This is a genomic window from Bradyrhizobium sp. HKCCYLR20261 (assembly GCF_051168435.1).
In the GTDB taxonomy this organism is placed as follows: Bacteria; Pseudomonadota; Alphaproteobacteria; order Rhizobiales; family Xanthobacteraceae; genus Bradyrhizobium.
In genome coordinates this window covers 379669-402481 of the sequence record NZ_JBNPUZ010000005.1, presented here as the reverse complement: position 1 = coordinate 402481, position 22813 = coordinate 379669, and the positions used below count along the sequence as shown (strand labels likewise).

The 22813-nt window shown below is 66.1% G+C and carries 20 protein-coding genes; 11 read left to right on the top strand and 9 right to left on the bottom strand.

Features of this window, described 5'->3' with window-relative positions; genetic code table 11:
* Nucleotides 1-61: 61 nt before the first annotated feature.
* Entirely contained in the window at nucleotides 62-1210 is a 1149-nt protein-coding gene (locus ACQR1L_RS14505) for an alpha/beta hydrolase (RefSeq protein WP_434858622.1), read from the top strand.
* 27 nt (nucleotides 1211-1237) lie between these two features.
* Here the strand turns inward: ACQR1L_RS14505 and ACQR1L_RS14500 are convergent, their stop codons facing one another.
* The 3 genes from ACQR1L_RS14500 to ACQR1L_RS14490 all read right to left on the bottom strand — a co-directional run bounded on the left by ACQR1L_RS14500 (nucleotide 1238) and on the right by ACQR1L_RS14490 (nucleotide 4466).
* Nucleotides 1238-1600 carry a hypothetical protein gene (locus ACQR1L_RS14500; RefSeq protein ID WP_434858621.1) on the bottom strand — a complete coding sequence of 121 codons (363 nt, stop codon included), beginning with the start codon at nucleotides 1598-1600 and terminating at the stop codon, nucleotides 1238-1240.
* A 159-nt stretch (nucleotides 1601-1759) separates the two neighbouring features.
* Nucleotides 1760-2935, bottom strand: a complete 1176-nt coding sequence (locus ACQR1L_RS14495) for an MFS transporter (protein WP_434858620.1) — start codon at nucleotides 2933-2935, stop codon at nucleotides 1760-1762.
* A gap of 91 nt (nucleotides 2936-3026) precedes the next feature.
* A complete protein-coding gene (locus ACQR1L_RS14490; RefSeq protein WP_434858789.1) occupies nucleotides 3027-4466 on the bottom strand; it encodes a hypothetical protein in 1440 nt (479 codons plus the stop codon).
* Between the two features lie 254 nt (nucleotides 4467-4720).
* Here ACQR1L_RS14490 and thrS point away from each other — a divergent pair, with 254 nt between their 5' ends.
* Nucleotides 4721-6787 carry a threonine--tRNA ligase gene (thrS, locus tag ACQR1L_RS14485; protein WP_434858619.1) on the top strand — a complete coding sequence of 689 codons (2067 nt, stop codon included), beginning with the start codon at nucleotides 4721-4723 and terminating at the stop codon, nucleotides 6785-6787.
* Nucleotides 6788-6905: 118 nt separating this feature from the next.
* On the opposite strand, the gene ACQR1L_RS14480 is transcribed toward thrS, so the two are convergent.
* Entirely contained in the window at nucleotides 6906-7823 is a 918-nt protein-coding gene (locus tag ACQR1L_RS14480; protein WP_434858618.1) for a hypothetical protein, read from the bottom strand.
* 307 nt (nucleotides 7824-8130) lie between these two features.
* On the opposite strand from ACQR1L_RS14480, the gene ACQR1L_RS14475 reads away from it, so the two are divergent.
* Complete coding sequence (locus ACQR1L_RS14475) at nucleotides 8131-8694, top strand: nitroreductase family protein (RefSeq protein WP_434858617.1); 564 nt, start codon at nucleotides 8131-8133, stop codon at nucleotides 8692-8694.
* A 263-nt stretch (nucleotides 8695-8957) separates the two neighbouring features.
* Here ACQR1L_RS14475 and ACQR1L_RS14470 read toward each other — a convergent pair whose 3' ends face one another.
* Nucleotides 8958-11426, bottom strand: a complete 2469-nt coding sequence (locus ACQR1L_RS14470) for a putative bifunctional diguanylate cyclase/phosphodiesterase (protein WP_434858616.1) — start codon at nucleotides 11424-11426, stop codon at nucleotides 8958-8960.
* A 793-nt stretch (nucleotides 11427-12219) separates the two neighbouring features.
* On the opposite strand from ACQR1L_RS14470, the gene ACQR1L_RS14465 reads away from it, so the two are divergent.
* The 3 genes from ACQR1L_RS14465 to ACQR1L_RS14455 all read left to right on the top strand — a co-directional run bounded on the left by ACQR1L_RS14465 (nucleotide 12220) and on the right by ACQR1L_RS14455 (nucleotide 14242).
* On the top strand, nucleotides 12220-13035 hold the full coding sequence (locus tag ACQR1L_RS14465) for a class I SAM-dependent methyltransferase (protein ID WP_434858615.1): 816 nt from the start codon (nucleotides 12220-12222) through the stop codon (nucleotides 13033-13035).
* Nucleotides 13007-13582 carry a DinB family protein gene (locus ACQR1L_RS14460; protein ID WP_434858614.1) on the top strand — a complete coding sequence of 192 codons (576 nt, stop codon included), beginning with the start codon at nucleotides 13007-13009 and terminating at the stop codon, nucleotides 13580-13582. Before ACQR1L_RS14465 ends, ACQR1L_RS14460 begins: the two co-directional genes overlap by 29 nt.
* Nucleotides 13583-13675: 93 nt before the next feature.
* Nucleotides 13676-14242, top strand: coding sequence for a TetR/AcrR family transcriptional regulator (locus ACQR1L_RS14455; protein WP_434858613.1), 567 nt, complete (start codon nucleotides 13676-13678; stop codon nucleotides 14240-14242).
* A 77-nt stretch (nucleotides 14243-14319) separates the two neighbouring features.
* Here ACQR1L_RS14455 and ACQR1L_RS14450 read toward each other — a convergent pair whose 3' ends face one another.
* Nucleotides 14320-15165, bottom strand: a complete 846-nt coding sequence (locus ACQR1L_RS14450; protein ID WP_434858612.1) for a class I SAM-dependent methyltransferase — start codon at nucleotides 15163-15165, stop codon at nucleotides 14320-14322.
* 98 nt (nucleotides 15166-15263) lie between these two features.
* Between ACQR1L_RS14450 and ACQR1L_RS14445 the strand changes: the two genes are divergently transcribed.
* Nucleotides 15264-15899 carry a TetR/AcrR family transcriptional regulator gene (locus tag ACQR1L_RS14445; RefSeq protein ID WP_434858611.1) on the top strand — a complete coding sequence of 212 codons (636 nt, stop codon included), beginning with the start codon at nucleotides 15264-15266 and terminating at the stop codon, nucleotides 15897-15899.
* Nucleotides 15900-16127: 228 nt separating this feature from the next.
* Here ACQR1L_RS14445 and ACQR1L_RS14440 read toward each other — a convergent pair whose 3' ends face one another.
* The gene (locus ACQR1L_RS14440; RefSeq protein WP_434858610.1) at nucleotides 16128-17201 is read right to left on the bottom strand and encodes a hypothetical protein; all 1074 of its coding nucleotides are present in this window, start codon (nucleotides 17199-17201) and stop codon (nucleotides 16128-16130) included.
* Nucleotides 17202-17443: 242 nt separating this feature from the next.
* On the opposite strand from ACQR1L_RS14440, the gene ACQR1L_RS14435 reads away from it, so the two are divergent.
* Complete coding sequence (locus tag ACQR1L_RS14435; RefSeq protein WP_434858788.1) at nucleotides 17444-18472, top strand: patatin-like phospholipase family protein; 1029 nt, start codon at nucleotides 17444-17446, stop codon at nucleotides 18470-18472.
* Here ACQR1L_RS14435 and ACQR1L_RS14430 read toward each other — a convergent pair.
* Both ACQR1L_RS14430 and ACQR1L_RS14425 read right to left on the bottom strand, forming a co-directional pair.
* The gene (locus ACQR1L_RS14430) at nucleotides 18459-18887 is read right to left on the bottom strand and encodes a CBS domain-containing protein (protein ID WP_434858609.1); all 429 of its coding nucleotides are present in this window, start codon (nucleotides 18885-18887) and stop codon (nucleotides 18459-18461) included. The genes ACQR1L_RS14435 and ACQR1L_RS14430 overlap by 14 nt on opposite strands.
* A 286-nt stretch (nucleotides 18888-19173) precedes the next feature.
* Nucleotides 19174-19968, bottom strand: coding sequence for a rhomboid family intramembrane serine protease (locus ACQR1L_RS14425; protein WP_434858608.1), 795 nt, complete (start codon nucleotides 19966-19968; stop codon nucleotides 19174-19176).
* Nucleotides 19969-20494: 526 nt separating this feature from the next.
* On the opposite strand from ACQR1L_RS14425, the gene ACQR1L_RS14420 reads away from it, so the two are divergent.
* From ACQR1L_RS14420 to ACQR1L_RS14410, 3 genes are all read left to right on the top strand, one after another.
* Complete coding sequence (locus tag ACQR1L_RS14420; RefSeq protein WP_434858607.1) at nucleotides 20495-21052, top strand: PAS domain-containing protein; 558 nt, start codon at nucleotides 20495-20497, stop codon at nucleotides 21050-21052.
* A gap of 144 nt (nucleotides 21053-21196) precedes the next feature.
* Entirely contained in the window at nucleotides 21197-21811 is a 615-nt protein-coding gene (locus tag ACQR1L_RS14415; protein ID WP_434858606.1) for a PilZ domain-containing protein, read from the top strand.
* Nucleotides 21812-22143: 332 nt separating this feature from the next.
* Entirely contained in the window at nucleotides 22144-22770 is a 627-nt protein-coding gene (locus ACQR1L_RS14410; RefSeq protein ID WP_434858605.1) for a transglutaminase-like cysteine peptidase, read from the top strand.
* Nucleotides 22771-22813 lie beyond the last annotated feature (43 nt).

Here is a 22813-nt window from a genome sequence, read left to right as displayed (position 1 = left end):
GGTTTGGCGCGGTCGACGCGCGCCCGCGGCTGCGCTCCGCTTGGCGCGGGCCACGGCGGCCATGGCGATCTGCGTCCTCCTTGCGCAGTGCGGCAAAGCACCGGCTCCCGAAACCCTGGCCGCCAATGCCTCCGCGGCTCATGGGCTGACCTTCGACGAACGCTTTCCCGCGCCCGAGTTCAGCGAGCGCTTTCCCTCGGCGCAAGAGAGCTTCCGGCTTCACACTCCCGCCGATTTCGCGCCCAAGCCGCCGCCCTATCAGGTCGCGTCGCTCGAGCCGCAGGTCCCGGCGCAGCGGACACGGGACAATCTGACGACGCTCGTCAGCATGAAGTCGTCCGCCTTCCCCTATTTCGGCAACAATCCGGCATCGGATGCGCCGTTCCTGAACGTCAGCAATGGCGAACGCCGCGGCCACCGCAGCTTCTCGGGCCGAGTCTATTGGCAGGACCAGACCTACAATGACAGCCGCGTGCTGGTGCACGTTCCCGAGCAGTTCGATGCGCGCAAGCCCGGCGTGATCGTGGTGTTCTTCCACGGCAATGGCGCGACGCTGGAGCGGGACGTGCGCGACCGCCAGCTGGTACCGCAGCAGATCACCGCATCAGGGGTCAATGCGGTGCTGCTCGCGCCGCAGATGGCGGTGGACGCTGCCGATTCGAGCGCCGGCAAGTTCTGGCAGCCCGGTGGGTTCAAGCGCTTCATGGATGAGGCCGCGCTAAACCTTGCTCGCCTGACCGGCGATCCCGCCACCGCCAAGACGTTCGCGGGCATGCCGATCGTGATCGTCGGCTACAGCGGCGGCTTCCTGCCGACCGCCTGGAGCCTTGAGGTCGGCGGCATCAGCGACCGCGTGCGCGGCGTCGTGCTGCTCGATGCGGTCTATGGCCAGCTCGACAAGTTCGCCAACTGGATCGAGCGCAACCGCTCGGGCTTCTTCATCAGCTCCTACACGCGCTACACCGCGCGGCATGATCAGGAGCTGATGACGATGCTGCGCAACCGCGGCATCGAGGTGTCGGAGGACATGGACCGGCCGCTGCGGCCGGGCAGCGTCGTGTTCGTCGAGACCGATGAGGGCATCACGCATCGGGACTACGTGACCCAGGCCTGGACCCGCCATCCGATCAAGGACGTGCTGGTCAAGATGGCGGCCGCGCAGCCGCCGATCCGGATCGCCGCCGGGGTGTCCGGCTCATCGAGCCGCTGACGCCGTCCGCTCGCAGTCAGCCATCTGTCAGCTCTTGGGCAGCTTCGGCATGTTCTCGACGAAGCCGTTGAAGCAGGCCAGCCGCTCGTCCTGCTCCTTGGTGAACTTGCAGTCGGCCACAGCCTTCGCCTTCATCGCCTTCGGCTTGGCGGCCGGCGGAATAACCGCGTCGTAACAGTCCAGCCGCTCCTTGGTGCCGTCGTCGATCTCCAGGCAGGCCTGGAGCTTGGCGGCCGCGGACTGCGGCTTGGCGGGCGCGGCGGCTGCCGTCTTCGTCCCCTTCGGCTTGACCTGCACCAGCGGGCGGTCGCCGACCATCGGCGGGTTGCTCTGGGCCAGCGCAGAGGTGCAAAGCAGCACTGCGGCCAGGCTCAACATCATTTTCTTCATGCCAATATCTCTTTCATCCGACCCAATCTGCTCCATGGGCACGCGCGGACGGGCCGTCGATGCTACTCGCCGGCTGTGGCGGAATCCATGTCCGGCAGCCCCCCACAATACCGGCCTTTAATCCGGTCAGGCGGGTTTTGCCAAGCTTGAACGCGCTATTCAGGCGGGGACTGCGATTCGTTCGCGGGGGCGGGTTGCCAGGATGACCAGCAGGGCAAGCACCACGAAGGCCGTCGCGACGTAGCCGGTGACGCCGAGCAGATCCCGCGCGAACAGGCTGCCGCCGACGGCGGAACCGATGGCCTGGCCGATATAGAGGACCGAGGTGTTGAGCGACACCGAGGCCGAGGCGAGCGGCGGCGCGGCCGTGACCAGGCGGACCTGCTGCATTGAATTGGTCGAGGCGAAGCCGAGGCCCCAGATGGCGACGGCCACCGCCATCAGGGGATACACGCCGGCCGACATGGTCCAGGCCACCACACCGGCCAGCATCAGACAGGTGAACAGCAGCGAGGTCCGGTACGCACCCCAGCCGTCGACGATTCGGGTGGCGACGACGACGCCGAGGAACCCGCAGGCGCCGTAGACTGCGAAGACAAGACCGATCTGGTTGGCGTCGGCGCCTGTCAGGCGCTTCAGCAGCGGCCCCATGAAGGTGAAGATCACGAACTGCCCGGACATCTGCAGGGTGGTGATCAGCAGCAGCAGCACGACCATCCGGTTGCGGCCGAGTTCCGTCCATGTCTTCAGCTCGACCGGAGCTCCCTTCAGGCCCGACGGGAGCCGCCAGGTCAGCAGCAGGAAGCTCAGCGCTCCCACGGCGCCGACGGCGAGATAGGATGTCCGCCAGCCGGAATGGCTGCCGATGAAGGTGATCAGCGGCAGGCCCACTGCCGCGGCCAGCGACCAGCCGAGGAAGACATAGGCGATGGTGCTGCCGCGCTTCTCCACGGGGCTGATCAGGGCTGCGGTGCCCGCCGCCTGCGGCGTGTAGAGCGCGCCGACGGCGAGCATGACCAGGCGCAGCGCCAGCAGGGTCGCATAGTCGGGCGCGAAGGCCGACGCGAGATTGCCGAACGCCAGCACCAGCAGCGTGACCGTCAGCAGGCTGCGGCGGTCGAAGCGGCTGGTCAGCCACGCCGTCAGCGGCGAGCCGATGCAGAGCACGACCGCGCCGAAGGTGATCAGCAGTCCGACCGTGGGAATCTCGACGCCGAGACCCGCGGCGAGTTCGGGAATCATGCCCGCCGGCGCCAGCACCGAGCAGCCGGTGACGAGATTGCCGAGCATGAGCGCGGTCGGGGCGAGGCGCGGGGACGCGAAGGCGGATGTCATCGCGTCTCAATAGCAGAGAATTTCATGCATCTGCATGAAATTCTCTCATGCGCTGCATGAGTTTCTCTTGTCCATTGCTCTCCTCCTCCGTTCAGCGCGCCGGCGCCGATGGCGCCGCAGAGGCCTGCGGCGAGACCGGCGAGCCGGATGAACGGGCGACGACCTTCGGGGGCGGACAGCTCTCGGTCAGCATCTTCACGGCGTTCGGCAGGCCCTCGCTGCTCACAGCGAATGTCGCGAGGTTCGGGCGCGCGACGTTCAGCACGGCATCGCTCAATTCGGCCGCAGGCATCGCCGCCAGCGTCTTGACCTGGCTTGCGTTCAAGAACACGCCCCACGTCTCACGGTCTCCAGACCTCCGCGGCGGCGACAGGAAATTGAGCCGAATGCCGCCGCTCGCCAGCGCGAGCAGCCCGGACGAGCCGGCCGGCGCGCTGCGCTCGACGTCGAGCTCGAAGCGGTCCTGATCGAAGCAGACGAGCTGGATGCGCGTGGTCTGGAACGGGCCTTCGCCGTCCTTGCGAGCAAGAATGGTCTTGTAGGCGATGCCGCGGCTGGCAGTCTCGAACATCCACGGGCTCTCCACCCGCTGGCGCCGGTCGAGCGCGAAGCGCACGATCTCCTCGCGGGTCAGGATGCGCATGCTCTCGAACGGGACCGAGCGCGCCACCGTCAGCAGGCCCGGGTCGGCACCGAGCTTGACGATGTAGTCGAGCACCATCTTGTCGGCGCGCGCCATCGCCTGCTGCATCGCCTGCGCGCGCATCTCACGGGTCGGCACGCCGCCGGTGAAATTGAGGATCACGCGCGGCGAATGCACAGCAAGCGTGGCGTCGGCGGCGATCTCGCGGGTCGGCGCGGCGAGGATCACATAGGGACAGGCCGAGTTGCAGATCGCCCCGCGCGTCCACACCTCGCCATGCAGCTCGCGGCCGGACAGCTTCAATCTGGTGCAGACGTCGCCCTCCTGGGGCTCGAAACCGCATTCGCGCACGGTCGTCCGCCCGACCCGGACCACAGCCTTGCGCTCGCGCAGCATGTTGCCGAGCGCCAGCGCCTGCTGAAGATTGCCGCCGGGCGAGTTGAAGTAGATCGGCAGCTTGCGGTCGCCGACCAGCTTCATGAACTTGCGAAAGCGCGCCGCGGCGTCATTGTCGATCTTGCCTTCGGCCGCGATCCAGCTGTCGCAGCCGGGGCCGCAGGCGTCGGCCGGCCCCTTCACGAGCGCGAACGCAATCGGCGCCACGCCTTCGCCGATGCGGGGCGACGCCGCACGGCGAGATGGCGGCTTGTTGCCGGCCGCAGGTATGATCGGCGTCCCGGGCCTCGCCAATGTCGCCGGCTTTTGCGCGGGAGCCAGCCTCGGCTGCGCGACGGGCTTCTGCGGCGAGGAGCTCTGGGGCAGCGGTTTCGGCGGCACAGGCTTCTGCGGGACCGAGAGTTTCGCCCGGTCCGCGGACGGCGTCGCGGCGGGAACGGCTGCCAGCGCAGGCGCGCTCCACAGCGCGACGGCGAGGCCCACGGCGATCATCCGCATGCCGCCGCGCCGATACAGAGGAACAGGTGCCTCCCCTGCAGCCATCATCACCCACGCATCCCCACGTCCCCGAAGACCTTAAGTTGTATCATACCGCCCCTCTCCGGCAATGTCCGCACCGCAACAGCGGCCCGCGATCGAGCGGTTTTCCCGCCTTTCCCCCGGTTGCAGCCTCCGATTCCCCTGCTATACCCCTGGCTCCCGCTTACCTGCGCTCGTTCGCAGGAGTGAGCCACAGGAGAGAGACAATGCCTGACTCGAAATCCCCCGACTCGAAATCCGACCAGTCCAAGGCCGGCTTCCAGTACAGCCTCAGCAATCTGAAGCCCGCCGCCCCGGTCGAGAAGATCACCATCAGCTTCCCCGACGGCGCCAAGCGCGAATATCCCAAGGGCACCACCGGCTTCGACATCGCCAAGGGCATCTCGCCCTCGCTCGCCAAGCGCACGGTCGCGATGGCGCTGAACGGCGACGTCGTCGACCTCACCGATCCGATCGAAGAGGATGCCAAGCTCGAGCTCGTCGACCGCGACGATCCGCGCGCGCTGGAATTGATCCGGCACGATTGCGCGCACGTGCTCGCGGAAGCCGTGCAGTCGCTGTGGCCGGGCACCCAGGTCACGATCGGTCCCGTGATCGAGAACGGCTTCTATTACGACTTCTTCCGCAACGAGCCCTTCACCCCCGAGGACTTCGCCGCGATCGAGAAGAAGATGCGCGAGATCATCGGCCGCGACAAACCCTTCACCAAGGAGGTGTGGGACCGCGAGAAGACCAAGCAGGTGTTCCGCGACAAGGGCGAGGCGTTCAAGGTCGAGCTGGTCGACGCCATTCCCGGCAACGAGCCGATCAAGATCTACTACCAGGGCGACTGGTTCGACCTGTGCCGCGGCCCGCACATGACCTCGACGGGCAAAATTGGAAACGCCTTCAAGCTGATGAAGGTGGCGGGCGCCTATTGGCGCGGCGATTCCAACAACCCGATGCTGACCCGCATCTACGGCACCGCCTTCGCCAAGCAGGAGCAGCTCGACGCCTACCTGAAGCAGATCGAGGAGGCTGAGAAGCGCGACCATCGTAAGCTCGGCCGCGAGCTCGACCTGTTCCACTTCCAGGAGGAAGGCCCCGGCGTGGTGTTCTGGCATCCGAAAGGCTGGAGCATCTTCCAGGCGCTGATCGCCTATATGCGGCGGCGTCTGGCCGGCGACTATGACGAGGTGAATGCGCCGCAGATCCTCGACAAGTCGCTGTGGGAGACCTCGGGCCACTGGAACTGGTACCGCGAGAACATGTTCGCGGCGCAGTCCGCCGGCGACGAGGCCGAGGACAAGCGCTGGTTCGCGCTGAAGCCGATGAACTGCCCGGGTCACGTGCAGATCTTCAAGCATGGCCTGAAGAGCTACCGCGACCTGCCGATGCGGCTCGCCGAGTTCGGCGTCGTGCACCGCTACGAGGCCTCCGGCGCCATGCACGGCCTCATGCGGGTGCGCGGCTTCACCCAGGACGACGCGCATGTGTTCTGCACCGAGGATCAGCTCGCCGAGGAGTGTCTCAAGATCAACGATCTGATCCTGTCGACCTACTCCGACTTCGGCTTCGAGGGCGAACTGACGGTGAAGCTCTCGACCCGGCCGGAGAAGCGCGTAGGCACCGACGAGATGTGGGATCACGCCGAGCGCGTGATGGCGACCGTGCTGAACGAGATCAAGGCGCAGAACAACCACATCCGCACCGAGATCAATCCGGGCGAAGGCGCGTTCTACGGGCCGAAGTTCGAATACGTTCTGCGCGACGCCATCGGCCGCGACTGGCAGTGCGGCACCACGCAGGTCGACTTCAACCTGCCGGAGCGGTTCGGCGCGTTCTACATCGACGCCGACGGCGCCAAGAAGGCGCCGGTCATGGTGCATCGCGCGATCTGTGGCTCGATGGAGCGCTATATCGGCATCCTCATCGAGCACTATGCCGGCAGCTTCCCGCTGTGGCTGGCGCCGACGCAGGTCGTCGTCACCACCATCACCTCGGAAGGCGACGAATACGCCAAGCAGGTGCTGGCGGCGCTGCGCCGGGCCGGCTTGCGGGCCGAGATCGATCTTCGCAACGAGAAGATCAACTACAAGGTCCGCGAGCACTCGCTGCAGAAGATCCCGGCGCTGCTCGTGGTCGGCAAGAAGGAGGCCGAGACGCATTCGGTCTCCGTCCGTCGGCTCGGCCGCGACGGCCAGACGGTGATGCCGACCGCAGAGGCGATCGCCGCGCTCGTCGACGAGGCGACGCCGCCGGATGTGCGGCGCCGCGCGCGCGAGGCGGCCTGACGCCGTAGCCCGCATGAGCGCAGAGACATGCGGGTTCACCACGAGCATGCGTGAGCCCGGATGTCGCTCCCGCCTCAGCCCTGACGGGCTCGGGCGTGCGCTCATCCGGGCGACGCGGCTAGGCTGACAGGCTGGCCACCGCACCAACCGTACGCCCTTCCCTGCCCGCCGCCTGCAGCGCCACATCGGCGCATTCGGACATGTAGAGGAACATCGTCGCGAGCATCCGCTCGATCGCCTCGCGGCCTGGAGGCAGGATGGTGATGGCGTCGTTGCCGGCACCGCCGCGGGCGAGCAAGCCCCGCTCCTCGGCGTCACGGATCAGCGTCAGCACGTGCTTGCGCGACACCGAGAAGCGGGTCGCCAGGCCGTTGATGGAGAGCGGCACGGGACTCGCCGGCGGAAACGCCTCGTTCGGGCCCGCGCTCTGCGCCAGGCTGAACAGGATCACCATGCCCGCGGTGCGTTCGGCGAACGGCTCCAGCTCGGGGGCGCCGTCGAGCACCCGCAACCCGGCGATGAAGCGGCCGCCGAGTTCGAGCACGAAGGTCTTGACGAAGGCCGGATCGTTCAACGCGGAGCGATAGGCCACGGCGGCCGGCAGCACCGCGCTCATCGCGTCGAACTGCGCGCCCCAGCGCTCACGATGCAGCATGATCAGCTTGTCCGTCGGCACCAGCGGCCGCCGCCGCCGGTCGAGATGCGGCGCCGAGGCGACCATACCGGTCGCGCGCATCAGCGCCAGCATCGCCTCGCAGCGGCCGCCGCTGCACAGGCCAAGCCTCACGCACATCTCCTTCATGGCACCGACCGTCAGGCCCAGCTCGCCCTCGCGGTGCTCGGCGAAATGCAGGTACAGCGCGACGTGCGGAAAAAGCGCCCGGGCGCGATCGCTCAGCAGCGCATTGAGGATCCGGTCGCCCCGGTACAAGCGGACGGCCGCGGCGGTCGATGCCCGCATGGCTTCGGCGAAGCCGGGCAACCCGCGCAGCCGCGTGATGGCGTCGGCTGTCGGCATCAGTTCGGTGCTCGGCATGTCAGAACGTGCAATTGAAGCGGCCCCCCGGCAGATCTCTCAGCACTATGTTTTTACCGGCCCGCGCAAGGTTCGACAATTCGGGCCGACGTTCGCGATCCGGACAGAAGGCCGCAGCCACCCCATCGTCCGCGCGTCGCATTGCGCGAGGCCCCTCAGCGCTACGTGGCCGAGTTGCAGGGATTGTCAGGCGGGCCGTGCGATCCCGCCGACAACGGTAGAAGCGATCAAAACGGCGTGCCATGGCCTCGTTGCGGGCCAGGCCGCGTGCTATCTGTCGCGTGTGCAACGAACGAGATCGAACGACGTGCCCGACGCGATTGAACTCCTGAAGACCCGCCGCTCCGTGAAGCCGCGCGAGATGAACGGCCCCGGCCCCTCTGCCGCGGAGCTCGACACCATCCTGACGATCGGCGCCCGCGTGCCGGATCACGGCAAGCTCGCGCCCTGGCGCTTCATCGTGTTCGAAGGCGACGGCCGCCGCCGCGCCGGCGAGGTGATCGCGTCGGTGTTCGCCAGGAAGCATCCGCAGGCGACCGCAGCCGAGCTCGAGGTGGAGACAAACCGCTTCATGGAAGCGCCGCTGGTGATCGGTCTCGTCAGCTTCACCAGGCCGCATCCGAAGGTGCCGGCCTACGAGCAAGAGCTGTCCGCCGGCGCCAGCGCGATGAACATCCTGACCGCGGCGACCGCGCTCGGCTATGGCGGCTGCTGGCTGTCCGGCTGGTTCATGTTCGACCGCGACGTGATGGACGGGCTCGGCCTGAAGCCGGAGGAGAAGCTCGCCGGACTGATCCACATCGGCAAGCCGACCAAGCCGAGCGAGGACCGCCCGCGCCCCGCGCTGGCCGACATCGTGACACGGTTCTGACGGGTCGAATGGAGAACCGCGACTAGCGAGGAGCATGCCATGCTCTCTCCACTTGTCATTCCGGGGCATCGCGCTGCGATGAGCCCGGAATCCATAGCCACGAGCATTCATGAAGCGCGAGCTGGCTGTGGCGCCTGTCACCGCCAAACCGGCGCCCGGGGTTATGGATTCCGGGCTCTCGCTGCGCGAGCCCCGGAATGACGTTTGGAGAGAGCTGAGGACGCCACTCGCAGCTCGGCACTCCCTACCCTCTCCTCGTCCCATCACGCCGCCTTCGATGCTCTTGCCCCGAACTGCGCCAGGAGCGCCGCAATTTCCGACGCAGGCTTGGCCGGACTGAACAGGAAGCCCTGGACCTGGTTGCAGCCCTCGGCGCGCAGCCAATTGAGCTGGTCCGAGGTCTCGACGCCCTCGGCCGTGGTCGTGATGTTCAGGCTGCGGCCGAGCCCGGCGATGGCGCGGACGATGGCGAGACAGTCGGAGCGCAGCCCGAGATCCTTCACGAAGGAACGGTCGATCTTGATCTTGTCGAACGGGAAGCTGCGGAGATAGCTGAGGCTGGAATAACCGGTGCCGAAATCGTCCATCGAGATGCGGATGCCGAGCTGGCGCAACTGGTGCAGCGTCGCGAGGTTTGCCTCGGTCTCGGCGAGCAGGATCGACTCGGTGATCTCGAGCTCGAGCCGCTCGGGCGCCAGCCCCGATTGCGCCAGCGCCTGCACCACGACCTGCACCAGATGACGGCTGCGGAACTGCACGGGCGACAGGTTCACCGCCACTGCGACGCCATCGGGCCATTTCGCGGCCTCGTGACAGGCCTCGCGCAAAACCCACTCGCCGAGCGGCACGATCAGGCCGATGTCCTCCGCGACCGGAACGAACTCCGCGGGCGAAATCATGCCCTTGTCGGGGTGACGCCAGCGCAGCAGGCATTCGAAGCCGGACACCGTGTTGGTCGCGACGTCCATCAAGGGCTGGTAGTGCAGCTCGAACTCGCCTTGCGCGAAGGCGTGACGGAGGTCCTGCTCCATGTCGCGGCGCTTCTGCGCCTGCAGGTCCATCTCCCGTTCGAAGAAACGGTGGACGCGGCCGCCATCCTGTTTCGAGCGATACAGCGCCATGTCGGCGTTCTTCATCAGCTCTTCGCAGCTCGTGCCGTCGGACGGCGATAGCGCGATCCCGATCGAGGCGCCGATCACCAGTTCGTTGCCGTCGATGTCGTAGGGCGCGCTGAGCGCGGCGATCAGGCGCGTCGCGCATTCGCTGGCATCATCGGCTCCGGTCTGCGAGACGATCACGGCGAACTCGTCGCCGCCGAGCCGCGCCGCGAGGCTGCCGCCATCCATGTTCTGCCGCAGACGGCCGGCCACCGCCTGCAGCAGGCGGTCGCCGATCGGATGGCCGAAGGAGTCGTTGACGTTCTTGAACAGGTCGAGATCGATGCACATCACCGCGATACGGTTGGCCCCGGACACGGCGCCGTCGAGCGCCTGCGTCAACCGTTGCTGGAAGAACTCGCGGTTCGGCAGGCCGGTCAGGCCATCATGATGCGCCATGTAGGCGATGCGGGCCTCGGCACGCCGCCGCTCGGTGATGTCGACGATCGCGACCAGCACCCCGTCACGCCCGTCGAACGTGATCTCGCGTCCGTAGGTCAGCACCTCGATCTCGCTGCCATCCGCCTTGCGATGCCGCCAGTCACGGTGAAACAGATTGCCGTCGGCGAGCCCGAGCAGCGCGTCGTCGAGGATCTCCCATTCCCCTGGCGGCCACAGATTCCACACGCTCATGCGCAGGAAGTCGGCCCGGCCATAACCGTAATGCCGGACCAGCGCATCGTTGACGTTGAGGAATTGCGCGGTCGCCTTATCGAGGATGCACATTGGCACCGGATTGGCGTCGAACAGCAGGCGGAACGAGTGCTCGCGCCGCTTCAGCGCCGTGACGTCGGCGATGGTCAGCGAGACGATGTCGCCGAAGGCATGCGCACCGAGCCGCAGGCTGCGGTCGTCGCAATCGAGCTCGAACTGATCGCGCTCGCCCTGGATCACCACCTTGAACAGCCGCGCCATCACCTCGGGCGTGCAGAGCATGTGCCCGCCCTGCTTCAGCCGCCGCCATTGCAGGTCTGGCGAAGGCAGCCGGAGCAGATCGGCGGCGGCCCGGTTATGATGCACGACCTGGAAATCGCAGGGCGTGCCGGCGCTGTCGCGGATGGTCGCGAGCGAGACGACGCCGTCGTCGGTGGTCGAGAAGATCGCATCGAGCAGATTGTATTGGGTCGCGCGCTCATTGACGTAGGCGCCGACCAGCGTGCTGCCCCAGCGCGAACTGGTCGGCAGCGCCAGGACATCGTAGGTCCTCACCATGCCGTCGCGCACGCAATGCGCATGGGCCAGATAAGGCTGGCGGCCCGCGAGCGCGCAATGCGCCGCCTCCGCCAGCACGGTGGCGCAATCCGGCGAGACGGCGTCGACCGGAATGTCCCAGCGCTCGTCCTGCAGCCATTCCTGGATGTAGCGGCCACTGCGTGAAATCTCCAGGTGATCCCGCTCGTTGCTGATCACCGCGATGTGGTCGGCGAGACGCCCGAGGCTGCCGAGCATCACGTCCTCATAGCGCGGCAGGGACTGGCCGGGCTTGAGCGCCGCCTGCCATTTTCGCCTGAGCACCGGGATATCGTCGAACAGATCGCTGCTGACCTTATCCAGCGTCGTCTTGGCGGCACTCATTGCATGTCCTACGTCGTCCATACTCCGCCTACAGGCGGTCTCCCATTACCCATGCGTCGCCGTGTTCTAATGAGTTGTAAAGGCGCGGAAGCTTCGTCCCGCCGCGCGCGCATGTGACGGTTTTAAGTCACCTCATGGTTATCGCTCATTAGCAACTATGACATCGGCGCGGCTGCGATCCATTGCGCAACGCAGCCGCAGGCGTCCATGGCGCCGCGCTCCCGCGGCGAATGTCCGTCCGGGTGATGCGTCGATCGGGACCCTCGTGACGTGAGGGCGCAAGGAGGACCGGACCTCGACTGAGGCCCGTGGCCCGCCTGCGGAAAAAAGATGCAGGCGGCAGGTACCACAGGTTCAGCCGGACAGACCCGGCCCTCCCAGCGCGATGGCTTTAGCGGCTGCTTCGCGTTCTCCCTGGTGCGCCGGGCTTTCTGGCCACCATCCCCACGCGAAGCTCAGGGGCCTCAACGTGAGTTGATATCAGCATCGGGATATCAGGACCGCGCGACTTGACCGTGCGCAGCGAATTGTTCGTCGGCGCGAGCACCCCCGCGCTGCAATCCACCACGCCCACCGCTCCCCGCCCCGCGTGTCGTGACGACCGCGATACGCCCCTCATCTCGGGACGGGATGTCCGAGAGGATCGGCCTGATTTGCCCAACGGCGCAAGAACTCATAAGTGCGGCAAAGTAACCCGACGGGCAGTCGGAGCTTCGCCCGCATGCGGCGTGTACCTGATTGCGGCCGAGATCCGCCGAAACTCACGCGATCAAAAATGCGAGCACCGTCCGGATTGACGAGCGACACGCGGTCATTCTCCCCGATCAACATGCGGCCGCTGACGCCTCTCTTTATCTCCATCCAACGCGAGTGGACAGAGTTGGCGGCGACGCTCATTTTGAGGAGCATGAAAACATCACCTTCGACTCCAAAACTCGAACGCTCACCGGCGCCCGGTTCGGCCTTCACCCCTGCATTCCCCGTGCTTGGCGCGTACGATCTGATCGTCAGATGGGTCAGCCGCGAGACAGCGTGGCGGTCGGCGCTGATCGACAGGCTCGATGCTCGGGACAGCGAGCTGATCGTGGATGCTGGCTGCGGCACCGGCTCCCTGCTGATGCTGCTAGGCGTCAAGGCCTCCGGAGCGCGTCTCATCGGCATCGATCCCGATGCCCGCATTCTTGATCGCGCGGCCGCCAAGCTCGCGCTCGCCAGCGTTCAGGCTGATCTGAAGCATGGGTTTCTGCGCGATGTGTGCGCGGTGATCGGCGAGGGCCAGGCTTCCAAGATCACAAGCAGTCTCGTCTTTCACCAGGTACCAATGCAGGAAAAGCGCGCCGGGCTCGCAGCCATGGTCAGGGCGCTGGCTCCGGGCGGGACTGTGCTGATCGCCGACTATGGCCTGCAACGCACCATGCTGATGCGCAGCTTGTTCAAGCTCGTGCAATGTGTCGACGGGTTCGTGGATACACAGCCAAATGCCGACGGCCTTCTCCCGCAGCTGATGCGCGAGGCAGGCTTCACCGAGGTCGTAGAGACCGACCTGTTCGCGACTCCGAGCGGCTCGATATCGATCTATCGTGGCCGCGCGCCACAGCGCGCTGGATAACCGCGACGAAACGACTTTCGTAAGATCCACGTATCGCGGAGACGTACAGATAGCTGATTGTCCTTATCGCACGCTGATGCACTACAAGAGGTGGGCGACGCTGGATCTCTATGCCGTGCTCAGCGACACCCTGCGGAGCATGGCTGAGCCCGACCAGGGACTTGTCCTCCGACTGCTCGATCACGTTCAGGCGGTTGACGAGATCTTCATCCACCATCTCGAACGGCGGACGCATGGCTACAGCGCGGCGCGCTCGGCCAAATTGCCATCCTTTGAGATACTCGAACGAACGGCGCGGAGTTCTGCCGAGTGGTATGTCACCTTTGCGGACCATCTGTCACCGCAAGACCGCGACGAGCCCATTATGTTCAGCTTTACCAACGGCGAGCCGATGACCATGACACCGGGCCAGATGCTGCTCCACGTCGCGGCGCATGGCTGCTATCATCGTGGCAATGTCGGTCTGCTGCTGCAGAAGAACGGCATCGCGCCGAACCAGGACCGGTTGACCGATTTTCTTGTGCTCGAATTGCAAAACCGCCTATGATGCCTGCATCATCAGGATGATGGGCTCATGGCCAGAGCGTCGCTTCCGCGAAAATCTGCCTCTCAAGACCGATCGCGTGCGTTGGTGGACTTCATGCTCGATGCCACTGCCCACGTTCTCAAGCAGGTGGGTTACGAGCGGGCGACCACGAACCGGATCGCGGCGGCGGCCGGCGTCAGCATCGGTTCGCTCTACCAGTACTTTCCCAACAAGGAGGCGTTGGTCGGCGCGCTGGTCGCCCGGCACAATCGCGACATGCTGGAGCTGCTTCGTATCAAGATTGAAGATTCCGCTCAGCTCAGCCTTGCAGCCAGCGTCCGCACGATGATGACCGCGATTTTGACGGCTCATCAGGCCGACGCCGAGTTGCACCGTATCTTCAATGATGAGGTCCCACGCATGGGCCAACTCGCCGAGCTCGAGCAAATCGATCGCCAGATCGTGGCGCTCGTCAGGTCGTATCTCGATCAGCGTCGTAGCGAGATCAGCGTGGAGAACATTGACGCCGCAACGCTTATCTGCGTTTCGACCATCGACAACCTCTCTCACAAGCTCGCAATCCTCTACCCCGACCCTCTCGACACACGCGCGCTCGAGTTCGTGAATGAGGTGACGCGCATGATCGTCGGCTATCTGCAAGGCGGGTCATCGGCGAGATGACGCCAGCCCGGCACGCAGGGCAACATGCCAATCGTGGTCCAGACTGCCGAGACAGCCGATGAGATGGACGCGCCGTCTCACGTCAGCCGCCTCGCCTGCATCACATGGGCTCCCGCCTCGCGCGCCCGTTCGGCCTGGGGCACACCGAGATAGCGTCCGACAATGTCGTCGCGGCTGACATCCACCAGTTCGTCGAAGCCGCATTTGCGCAGCTCGGCGGCCAGATCCGACGGGTCGAAATAGCTCAGCCAGGGCTCGCCGATCGCGGCGGTGCGTGCCGCGAGCGCGGCGACATTGACGCGGCGCGCGGGCGCGTAGTTGGCGAGTGGTTCGGTGTAGTCGAACACGACCTCCGCCGCGGGGAGCCTCGCCAGGAATGACAGCACGGCGAGCACCGCCTCGCGTCGCAGATAGGGCACGACCCCGAGCCAGTGAAAGAAGGCCGGCTCGGAGGACCGGAAGCCGCCGGCAACGAGGGCATCACCGAGATGCTGCCGTTCGAAATCGACCGGCACGAAGGTGAGCAAGTCCGGCACGGCGCGGCCTGCAGCCACGATGCGCTCCCGTTTCCAGGCCTGCGTGGCCGGATGATCGGCCTCGAACACGCGGAGCCCGCCCGCTTCGTGCGGATTGCGGAGCGCGAAAGTGTCGAGACCGGCGCCGATGATGACGGCCTGGCGGACGCCCCGCGCGACGGCTGCGGCCAGCGCATCCTCGGCGAAGCGGCTGCGCGCCGCCAGGAACAGCCGCAGCTGCTGTCTGCTCGGATCGGCCGCGGCGGCCGCAACCAATGCATCGGCATCATCGCCGAGCAGCACATGGGCGAGCGGATCGGCGAAGATGCTGGCGCCGTCGACAGTCTGATGAACGGCACGGAGAATGGCCGCTCCGAAAGCGGTCCGGCTGGGCTGTCCCGTCTGCATGACGATCGTCTCTCCCCGCGCGATGCCCGCTGTTGCAGGTGATCACCTGGTAGCGCATAATTCTAACAGTGTAAAGATAGGGATCGGAGAGCAACCGCATGGCCAGGACGGCGAAGAAGCCGCGCAAGACCTATCACCACGGTGATCTGCGCAACGCCCTGCTGACGGCGGCGCGAGAGGTGCTGGAGGAGCGCGGGCCATCGTTTCTCGGCCTGCGTGAGATCTCGCGCAGGGTCGGCGTGTCGGCTCCATCGGCCTATCATCATTTTCCAAGCCGCGACGCGATCGCGCTCGGCCTCGCCGAACAAGGCGCCGCCGGACTCGCCGCGGCTCTTGCCGCCGCGCCACCGCACTCCGGCGGCTCGCTGCTGACCTATGGCGAAGCCTATGTCGCGTTCGTGCGCGCCAATCCGGCGCTCTATCGGCTGATGTTCGGCGAGGGTTTTCCGGAAGTCTCGCAGCACAGCGCAGCAATCCGCGGCTTGCGGGCACGCAGCTACGAGATCATGAAGACGAGCCTCGAATCCCGACTGCCGGCTGCGGAGCTGCCGATCGCCGCACTGTTTCTCTGGGCGCTCGTGCATGGCCTGGGACTGTTGCTCGTCGACCGCCAGATCGTGCGCGACGGCGACCTGGAGGACGTCATCCGCCGGGTGCTGACGCTGGCCGGAACGGGACTGATGCGGCAAAGAACGATGGGAAGCGACCCTGGCTCTTCGACCGACGCGAGATGAGGACAGGCGACGCTCTCTCCGCGTCATTGCGAGCGCAGCGAAGCAATCCAGGTTGGCGGGCGGGACTCTGGATTGCTTCGCTGCGCTCGCAATGACGTGTGGAAAGAGCTTGCCACTCACCGAAGCCTTGGAGCCCGCATGAGCTCAGCGACATCCGGGTTCACAGAGGCTGCGCGTGAGAATCCGGATGTCGCTGCGCTCATCCGCTACGGCAACCGCGGAGGCGCCTCAGCGCGCGAGCACCTCGACCTCGCCGTCGACGCCGTTGACCACCGTGAACGAGCGCTCGAACACCTTGCCTTCGTTCTTGGCGATGGCGCGGTAGTCGCCTTCGGAGAGAACGACCTTCGGGAAGGCGCCGATCGATTCCTTGATCACGTCGCCGCCGGGGTTGATGACCGACCAGGCGGTGTTGGCGAGCGCCTCGCCGCCGCGGTCGCTGACGAGCTTGAGCGTGATCACTGCGGCGCGATGCGTCACGGTGACATCGGTGAGCTTGCTGGCCTGGACGCGGATGTCCGAGCGCACCACCGAGTTGGCGTCGCCATAGTTCGAGACGATGTAATAGGTTCCCTCGGGCAGCATCAGCATGTCGCCCGCCGCAACGTTCGGCACCAGCGGCGCGCGTTCGCGGCCGTCGAACTGGCTGCCCTTGTAGATCGCAAACGAGATCTGGTTCTGCGGGATCTTGCTGGAGCCGACCTTGCCCTCCAGGCGCAGGCCGCCGGCCGGCAGCACGAAGGATTCGCGATCGGTCTCCGCCTTCAGATTGACCGAGCGGACCGAGCTGACCAGGCCGAGCGCGACGTGCACCACGTAGTTGCCCGGCGGCAGCACGATGTTCGGCGTGGCGCCACGATCCTCGCGCAGCATCTTGAAGGCGCCGGTCTCGTCGGGCCGGTCGGCGAAGACGCGCCAGACCAGCCCGCCATTGATATTGGGCAGATCCTTGCCGTAGCGCGCCGAGAGCGACAGCACGCCCTGGTTCGGGGCCGCGGGCGGCGGTGCCACCGGGGGAATGGCGGCCGGTGCGCCCGGCGGGATCGCAGCGACCGGCGGCCCGGGCACGACCTGCGGCGCCGGCGGCAGAACCGGACCCGCGCCCGGCCCTGATGGCGGCGCCAGGCTGACGGCGTTGCCGGGGTCCGGCACCGATGCCGGCGGCACCGGCGGCGGCCTGTCGCTGAACAACTGCGCTGCGGCGGGAGATGCAACGAGGCAAGCCAGCGCGCATGACCAGGCGAGCGCAAGCCATAGCTGCCCGCTGCGCCGGAAACCTGGGGATCCGCGACCTCTCGTCATCATCCTGCTTTTGACCGAAAACGCGGCGAATTCAAGCCTCTACTGAGCCCCTTCCCGCGCCGCGCCGGCGTGGCGCGCGGCTTGGTCGCAGGAAGCGGGACAGACGCGGCGGCGGGAACTTCAATTCGGCGGCATCTGCTGCTCACGTCAGCCGGCATAAAGAATGCCTCTGGTACATTCGAGACCGGTGTCACGAGCCGTTGACCGACTCGCGGCACGATGGCGTGAGCGTGGAGATGACAGTGCTGGACATGTTGAAGGGACGCCGTCACAGCGGAACCGAAAGCGCCGATATCGGGCTGGGCACCATTCGCAAACCGGTGATCGGGCTGGCGCTGGGCGGCGGCGCCGCGCGGGGCTTCGCCCATATCGGCGTGATCCGCACTTTGATGGCGCATGGCATCGTGCCCGACGTCGTGGTCGGAACCTCGATCGGCGCAGTCGTCGGCGGCGCCTATGCGGCCGGCCAGCTCGACACGCTCGAGGAATGGGCGCGCAGCCTGCAGATGCGCAACATTCTCGGCTATCTCGATATCCGCCTCAACGGCTCCGGCCTGATCGGCGGCGAGAAGCTGGCCGCCCAGCTTGAAGCCTCGCTCGGCCGCATCGGAATCGAGGACCTGCCGATGAAGGTCGCCACCGTCGCGACCGAGATCCGCACCGGCCACGAAATCTGGCTGACCCATGGCAGCCTGGTCGACGCGATGCGCGCCTCCTACGCCCTGCCCGGCATTTTCGCGCCGGTGCTGATCGGCGACCGCTGGCTGGTCGACGGCGCGATGGTCAATCCGGTGCCGGTGTCGGCGGCCCGCGCGCTCGGCGCCGAGATCGTCATCGCCGCCAATTTGTCGAGCGACGTGTTCACGCATTCGACCACGATCTATTCGCACGGCCAGCCCGTCGAGGTGCCGGAGACGGTGATGGAAACCGCTCCGCCGAAGCGCCGCTTCGGCAAGCTGTTCTCGCCGGAGAAGGCCGTGAAGCGGCAGTTCTTCGGCGGCGGCGGCCGGCCGGGAATCTCCTCGGTCATGGTCGACGCCTTCAACATCATGCAGGACCGCATCACCCGTGCGCGCCTTGCCGGCGATCCGCCGGACCTCCTGATCTCGCCGCGCGTCGGCCAGATCGGCTGGTTCGATTTTCATCGCGCAGCCGATCTCATCGCGTTCGGCACCAGGGCCGCCGAACGCGCGCTGGATTCGATACAGGAGGCGATCGGCCAGCCGGCGGGCGCGGGCTCGCCGGCCAGCGGCGGAGCTACGCCGTCTTGATGTACTGACGCAGCGCTTCCTGCTCGGTCTCGTATTCGTTGACGCGCCACTTCACGACGTCGCCGATCGAGATCAGGCCGACCACGAGGCCGCCGTCGATCACCGGCAGATGACGGAACTTGCCGTTCGTCATCATCTCCATGATCTCGGCCACCGTGTCCTGCGGCCGACAGCTCACGACGCGGCGCGTCATCACGTTCGCCACCGGCTCGGTGAGCGCCGCGGCGCCGCGCTCGCCGAGCGAGCGGACGATGTCGCGCTCGGAGAGGATGCCCTCCATCCGCGTGCCCGACATCACCAGCACCGCGCCGATCTTGCGGTCGGCGAGCAGCTTGGCGGCTTCGGCAAGTGTGGTCTGGGATTCGACGCTCTCGACCTTGTGGCCCTTGGTGTCGAGGATCGCACGTACTGTCATTGCTCGTCTCCTTGAGAGGCCGATGCGCCTTCTTGAGCGAGGCGTCGTTGCGGCCGATGCCTGCAGTCGTCCGTCAAGCGGATCGCTTAAGTCACGAGGGTCAATCAACAGTCTGGCAATGCACCGATCGCGTTCCGGTTGCAGTGCCCTTGGCAGGCCGTTTTGCGTCGCAGGATCTGCACGGCAAAAACCGGCACTGCTCATTGTTCCGGAATCGTGCTCCGGTTGCAGCGGACGCAAATGATGGATGAAATCAGCCGCGCCCGCAAGCGCAGGAAAACGGCAACTAACTGTCGATAGCGTCGGACGGCAACGCAGGTGCAGCATCGTCACGCACATGCGGAACGGGATCGAACAGCGCGAACAGGATCAGCCCGGCGACGAAGCCTCCGATATGGGCCTGCCAGGCGACGTCGGCGCCCTCGGCGCCCGGCGTGATGCCGCCGATCCCGAACACGATGTTCACACCGAACCAGACCGCCAGGAAGCCCAGCACGCGCGGATTGCGCAGCGCACGCGAGAGCGACAAGGCCGGCACCTTCGCGGCCGCGACAGCGTCGCCACGGCTGAACGACAGGAAGCTGCCGCGGACGAAGGCGAAGCGCATCGCCGCCGCCATGGTGCCGGACACCGAGGCCGAGGCGCCGATCATCGGCGCCAGCGCGTGCTCGTGGGTGAGGAGATGGGCGAGCGCGCCGGCGGCCGCCGTGACCGCCATGAACAGATAGAACCTGAGCGCGCCGAAGCGTCGCGCCAGCGCGCTGCCGAACGGCAGCAGCCAGAGCACGTTGAAGCCGATATGGGCGAGATTGGCGTGCAGCAGCGAGTAGCTGACGAAGGTCCAGATCTTGGCCGGCGTGCCTCCGGGAAACGGCCCATCCATCAGCGACTGGTCGTATCGTTTCGGGACGAAGGCGAACAGGTTGATGATCAAGTCGTCCCAGTCCTCCGGCAGCAGCACGCGCAGGTGGATCACCGCGATCAGCAGGATGTAGGCGGTGAGCGCCCCCGGCAGATTGAGGATCGGCTCGCGGGCCTGCTGCAGCGGCTGCCCTTGCGTGAGATCTGACGAAGAATCCAACGGAACGCACGCCTTCGACGAGAGGAACAGACCCGTCAGATAGGCGGCTTTGGTGCGGTTACGCAAGCGCACCGGCGCAGAGTTGATGTGCGGCGCAGCGGCGCGTTGCGGCGCGGGCCGGATCTGGAAGGACTTGGAAAGAAAAGAGGGAGGGTCCTGAGAAAACCCTCCCTCGCAAGAGCGCCGGCCTTGTTGGCATCCGGGGAGCCCGGGGTTATATCCCCACCCCTCCCCGTCGCGACGACCGGACTTGTTTGACGCCGCCTTCGTGTCCTGGACCGATCGCGGCGGAGCTTTCATCGCCCGGCCGCGGTCTGATGAAACGAATTTTTAACGATCACGCCGCCGCTGCCAAGCACATCGTTAATTTAACCTTAACGCGCGGAAGGCCGGGGGAAAGCCGGCACGATCGCACCATCGGCATGGACGCTGCACCGCCCCTCCTGCGACAACAATCCAGGGAGGCGCCTGGACGAAAGCGGGACAGCGATGTCCCGACGACATCCAGTGCGCGAGGGGTCTTCAGATGAAACATCCGTCCAATCGCGAGCTCTTCGCCTATTGGAACGCCAGACGCGGCTATGCCAAGGCGCCGGAGCGCAGCGACTTCGAGCCACAGGCCGTGCGCGAGCTGCTCGGCGACATCTTCGTGCTGTCCTGCGACGCCGGGAGCGGCTTCCCGTTCCGCATGGCCGGCACGCGGCTGTGCGCCCTGCTCGGCGGTGACGTGAAGGACAAGAGTTTCCCGTCGCACTTCACGTCCGAAAGCCGCCGCGAGATCGAGGAGATCACGACCGTGGTCTGCGAGGAGACGCTGCCGGCGATCGCCGGCGTGAAGGCCGGCGCGCCGGACCGCACGATTGCCCATTTCGAGCTCCTGCTGCTGCCGTTCGCCACGCGTGCACACGAGCCGATCAGCCTGACCGGCCTGCTCGCCCCGTTCGAGACCCCGAAGGGCGCGCTGGGCCCGCTCGAGGTCGTCTCCTGGCGCTACATCCATCCCCCCGTCGAGCCGATCGTGCCGCGCGCCCTGCGCAAGCTCGCGCTTGCCCGCGGCCTGATGGTGTATGAGGGCCTGCGCTGATAGCACGTCGCCCGATCCTTCCCGCAACGCGTGCGCAACATGAACGCTTGCGGTGCTGCGATAACGCTGAATTAACCCTGTAGGATTTAGTTTCGTTGCTGGACCGTCCGGCGCTGCTAAGAGCCGGCTTTGAAGTGGCGAAACATGGCGTTGCCGAACAAAAAACTGACTCTTCCGGCCGCCGAGGAGCGCCGCCGCTTCCAGCGGGTCAAGGTCCATCTGCTCGGCCGCTACATGCTGCCGGACCGCCGTGAGTTTCCCTGCCAGGTGATCAACATGTCGCCCGGTGGCCTCGCGCTGCTCGCGCCGGGGATCGGCAATGTCGGCGACCGCGTGATCGCCTATCTCGACCATATCGGCCGCGTCGAGGGCAAGATCACCCGGATCATCGACAACGGCTTTGCGATGACGATCGGCGCCACCGCCCGCAAGCGCGACAAGCTCGCCGCGCAGCTGACCTGGCTCGCCAACCGCGACATCCTCAACCTGCCCGAGGATCGCCGCCACGACCGTATCATCCCGCGCAACCCGATCGCGGTGCTCACGCTCGAAGACGGCACCAAGATGACCTGCCGCATCATCGACATGTCGCTGTCGGGCGCGGCCATCGCGGCGGAGACCAAGCCGCCGATGAAATCGCAGGTCATGCTCGGCCGCGTCCAGGCGCGCGTGGTGCGAAATCTCGAAGGCGGCTTCGCCATCGAGTTCATCCACGCCCAGCTCGCCGAAACGCTCGAAGAGAGCGTTACCGCGCGGTAAAGCCGCAACTCCTGCAAATCCCGCAACTCTCCGGGGCACACGGCGTCCGCCACCGCGGGCGCCGTGTGCCGTTCGGCGACCGCACGCTGTGCCCGGCGCAGTTAATACGCAGCCTGAAACGCGTCGGCATGACTGCAATCACAGCGGTTTGCGGCTTAATGCGCTGCATTTGAACTAACTGCGATCGATTCAAATTTTATGCGTATTCGATTCAACAGATCTTCTAATTAGCGCCTTGTTTGAATTGGGTTTTCGTCAAATCCATCGTGGCGATTTAGCGGCAGCGAAAAATCTTTGTGAGACACATGGTCCCAACGAAAACGGGGGCCAAAATGGTCAAGCGGACGGGACAGGCGAAGGGATTGGCGGTCGCAGCCATCCTGATGGCGATGGGGACGATGGCGCATGCCGGTGATGACCGCGTGCTCTATGCGAGCCTTGGCGACACCACGCGGGCCCCGATCGGCTGGATCGAGTTCTGCACCGAGACCCCTGAGGAATGCCGCGGCGGCGCGTCGCAGCCCCGCGACATCGTGCTGTCCCAGACCGCCTGGCGCGATCTGCTAAAGGTCAATCGCTGGGTCAATGAGAATGTGAAGCCCATCACCGACATGGACCATTGGGGCGTGGTCGAGAAATGGTCGCTGCCGACCGACGGCTACGGCGACTGCGAAGATTACGTGCTGCTGAAGCGCAAGCTGCTGATCGATGCCGGCTGGCCCCGCGAGGCGCTGCTGATCACGGTGGTGCGCGACAAGAAGGGTGAGGGACACGCCGTCCTCACCGTGAAGACCGACAAGGGCGAATACGTGCTCGACAATCAGAACGAGAACGTCGTCGCCTGGACCGACACCGGCTACCGCTTCGTCAAGCGGCAGTCGCAGAGCGACCCGAACGTCTGGGTCTCGCTCGGCGACGCCCGCCCGGCGGTGGCCACCGCCAGCGCAAGGGAGCGCTAAGAGGACAACAGTTTCGAGTTACGCGACCCGGTCACATCCCCAC

Bases quoted from the DNA above. Each gene is read 5' to 3' on its own strand.
- ACQR1L_RS14505 (WP_434858622.1), top strand. From the start codon at position 62: ATGGCGATCTGCGTCCTCCTTGCGCAGTGCGGCAAAGCACCGGCTCCC.
- ACQR1L_RS14500 (WP_434858621.1), bottom strand. From the start codon at position 1,600: ATGAAGAAAATGATGTTGAGCCTGGCCGCAGTGCTGCTTTGCACCTCT.
- ACQR1L_RS14495 (WP_434858620.1), bottom strand. From the start codon at position 2,935: ATGACATCCGCCTTCGCGTCCCCGCGCCTCGCCCCGACCGCGCTCATG.
- ACQR1L_RS14490 (WP_434858789.1), bottom strand. From the start codon at position 4,466: ATGATCGCCGTGGGCCTCGCCGTCGCGCTGTGGAGCGCGCCTGCGCTG.
- thrS (WP_434858619.1), top strand. From the start codon at position 4,721: ATGCCTGACTCGAAATCCCCCGACTCGAAATCCGACCAGTCCAAGGCC.
- ACQR1L_RS14480 (WP_434858618.1), bottom strand. From the start codon at position 7,823: ATGCCGAGCACCGAACTGATGCCGACAGCCGACGCCATCACGCGGCTG.
- ACQR1L_RS14470 (WP_434858616.1), bottom strand. From the start codon at position 11,426: ATGAGTGCCGCCAAGACGACGCTGGATAAGGTCAGCAGCGATCTGTTC.
- ACQR1L_RS14455 (WP_434858613.1), top strand. From the start codon at position 13,676: ATGCTCGATGCCACTGCCCACGTTCTCAAGCAGGTGGGTTACGAGCGG.
- ACQR1L_RS14450 (WP_434858612.1), bottom strand. From the start codon at position 15,165: ATGCAGACGGGACAGCCCAGCCGGACCGCTTTCGGAGCGGCCATTCTC.
- ACQR1L_RS14445 (WP_434858611.1), top strand. From the start codon at position 15,264: ATGGCCAGGACGGCGAAGAAGCCGCGCAAGACCTATCACCACGGTGAT.
- ACQR1L_RS14440 (WP_434858610.1), bottom strand. From the start codon at position 17,201: ATGACGAGAGGTCGCGGATCCCCAGGTTTCCGGCGCAGCGGGCAGCTA.
- ACQR1L_RS14430 (WP_434858609.1), bottom strand. From the start codon at position 18,887: ATGACAGTACGTGCGATCCTCGACACCAAGGGCCACAAGGTCGAGAGC.
- ACQR1L_RS14420 (WP_434858607.1), top strand. From the start codon at position 20,495: ATGAAACATCCGTCCAATCGCGAGCTCTTCGCCTATTGGAACGCCAGA.
- ACQR1L_RS14415 (WP_434858606.1), top strand. From the start codon at position 21,197: ATGGCGTTGCCGAACAAAAAACTGACTCTTCCGGCCGCCGAGGAGCGC.
- ACQR1L_RS14410 (WP_434858605.1), top strand. From the start codon at position 22,144: ATGGTCAAGCGGACGGGACAGGCGAAGGGATTGGCGGTCGCAGCCATC.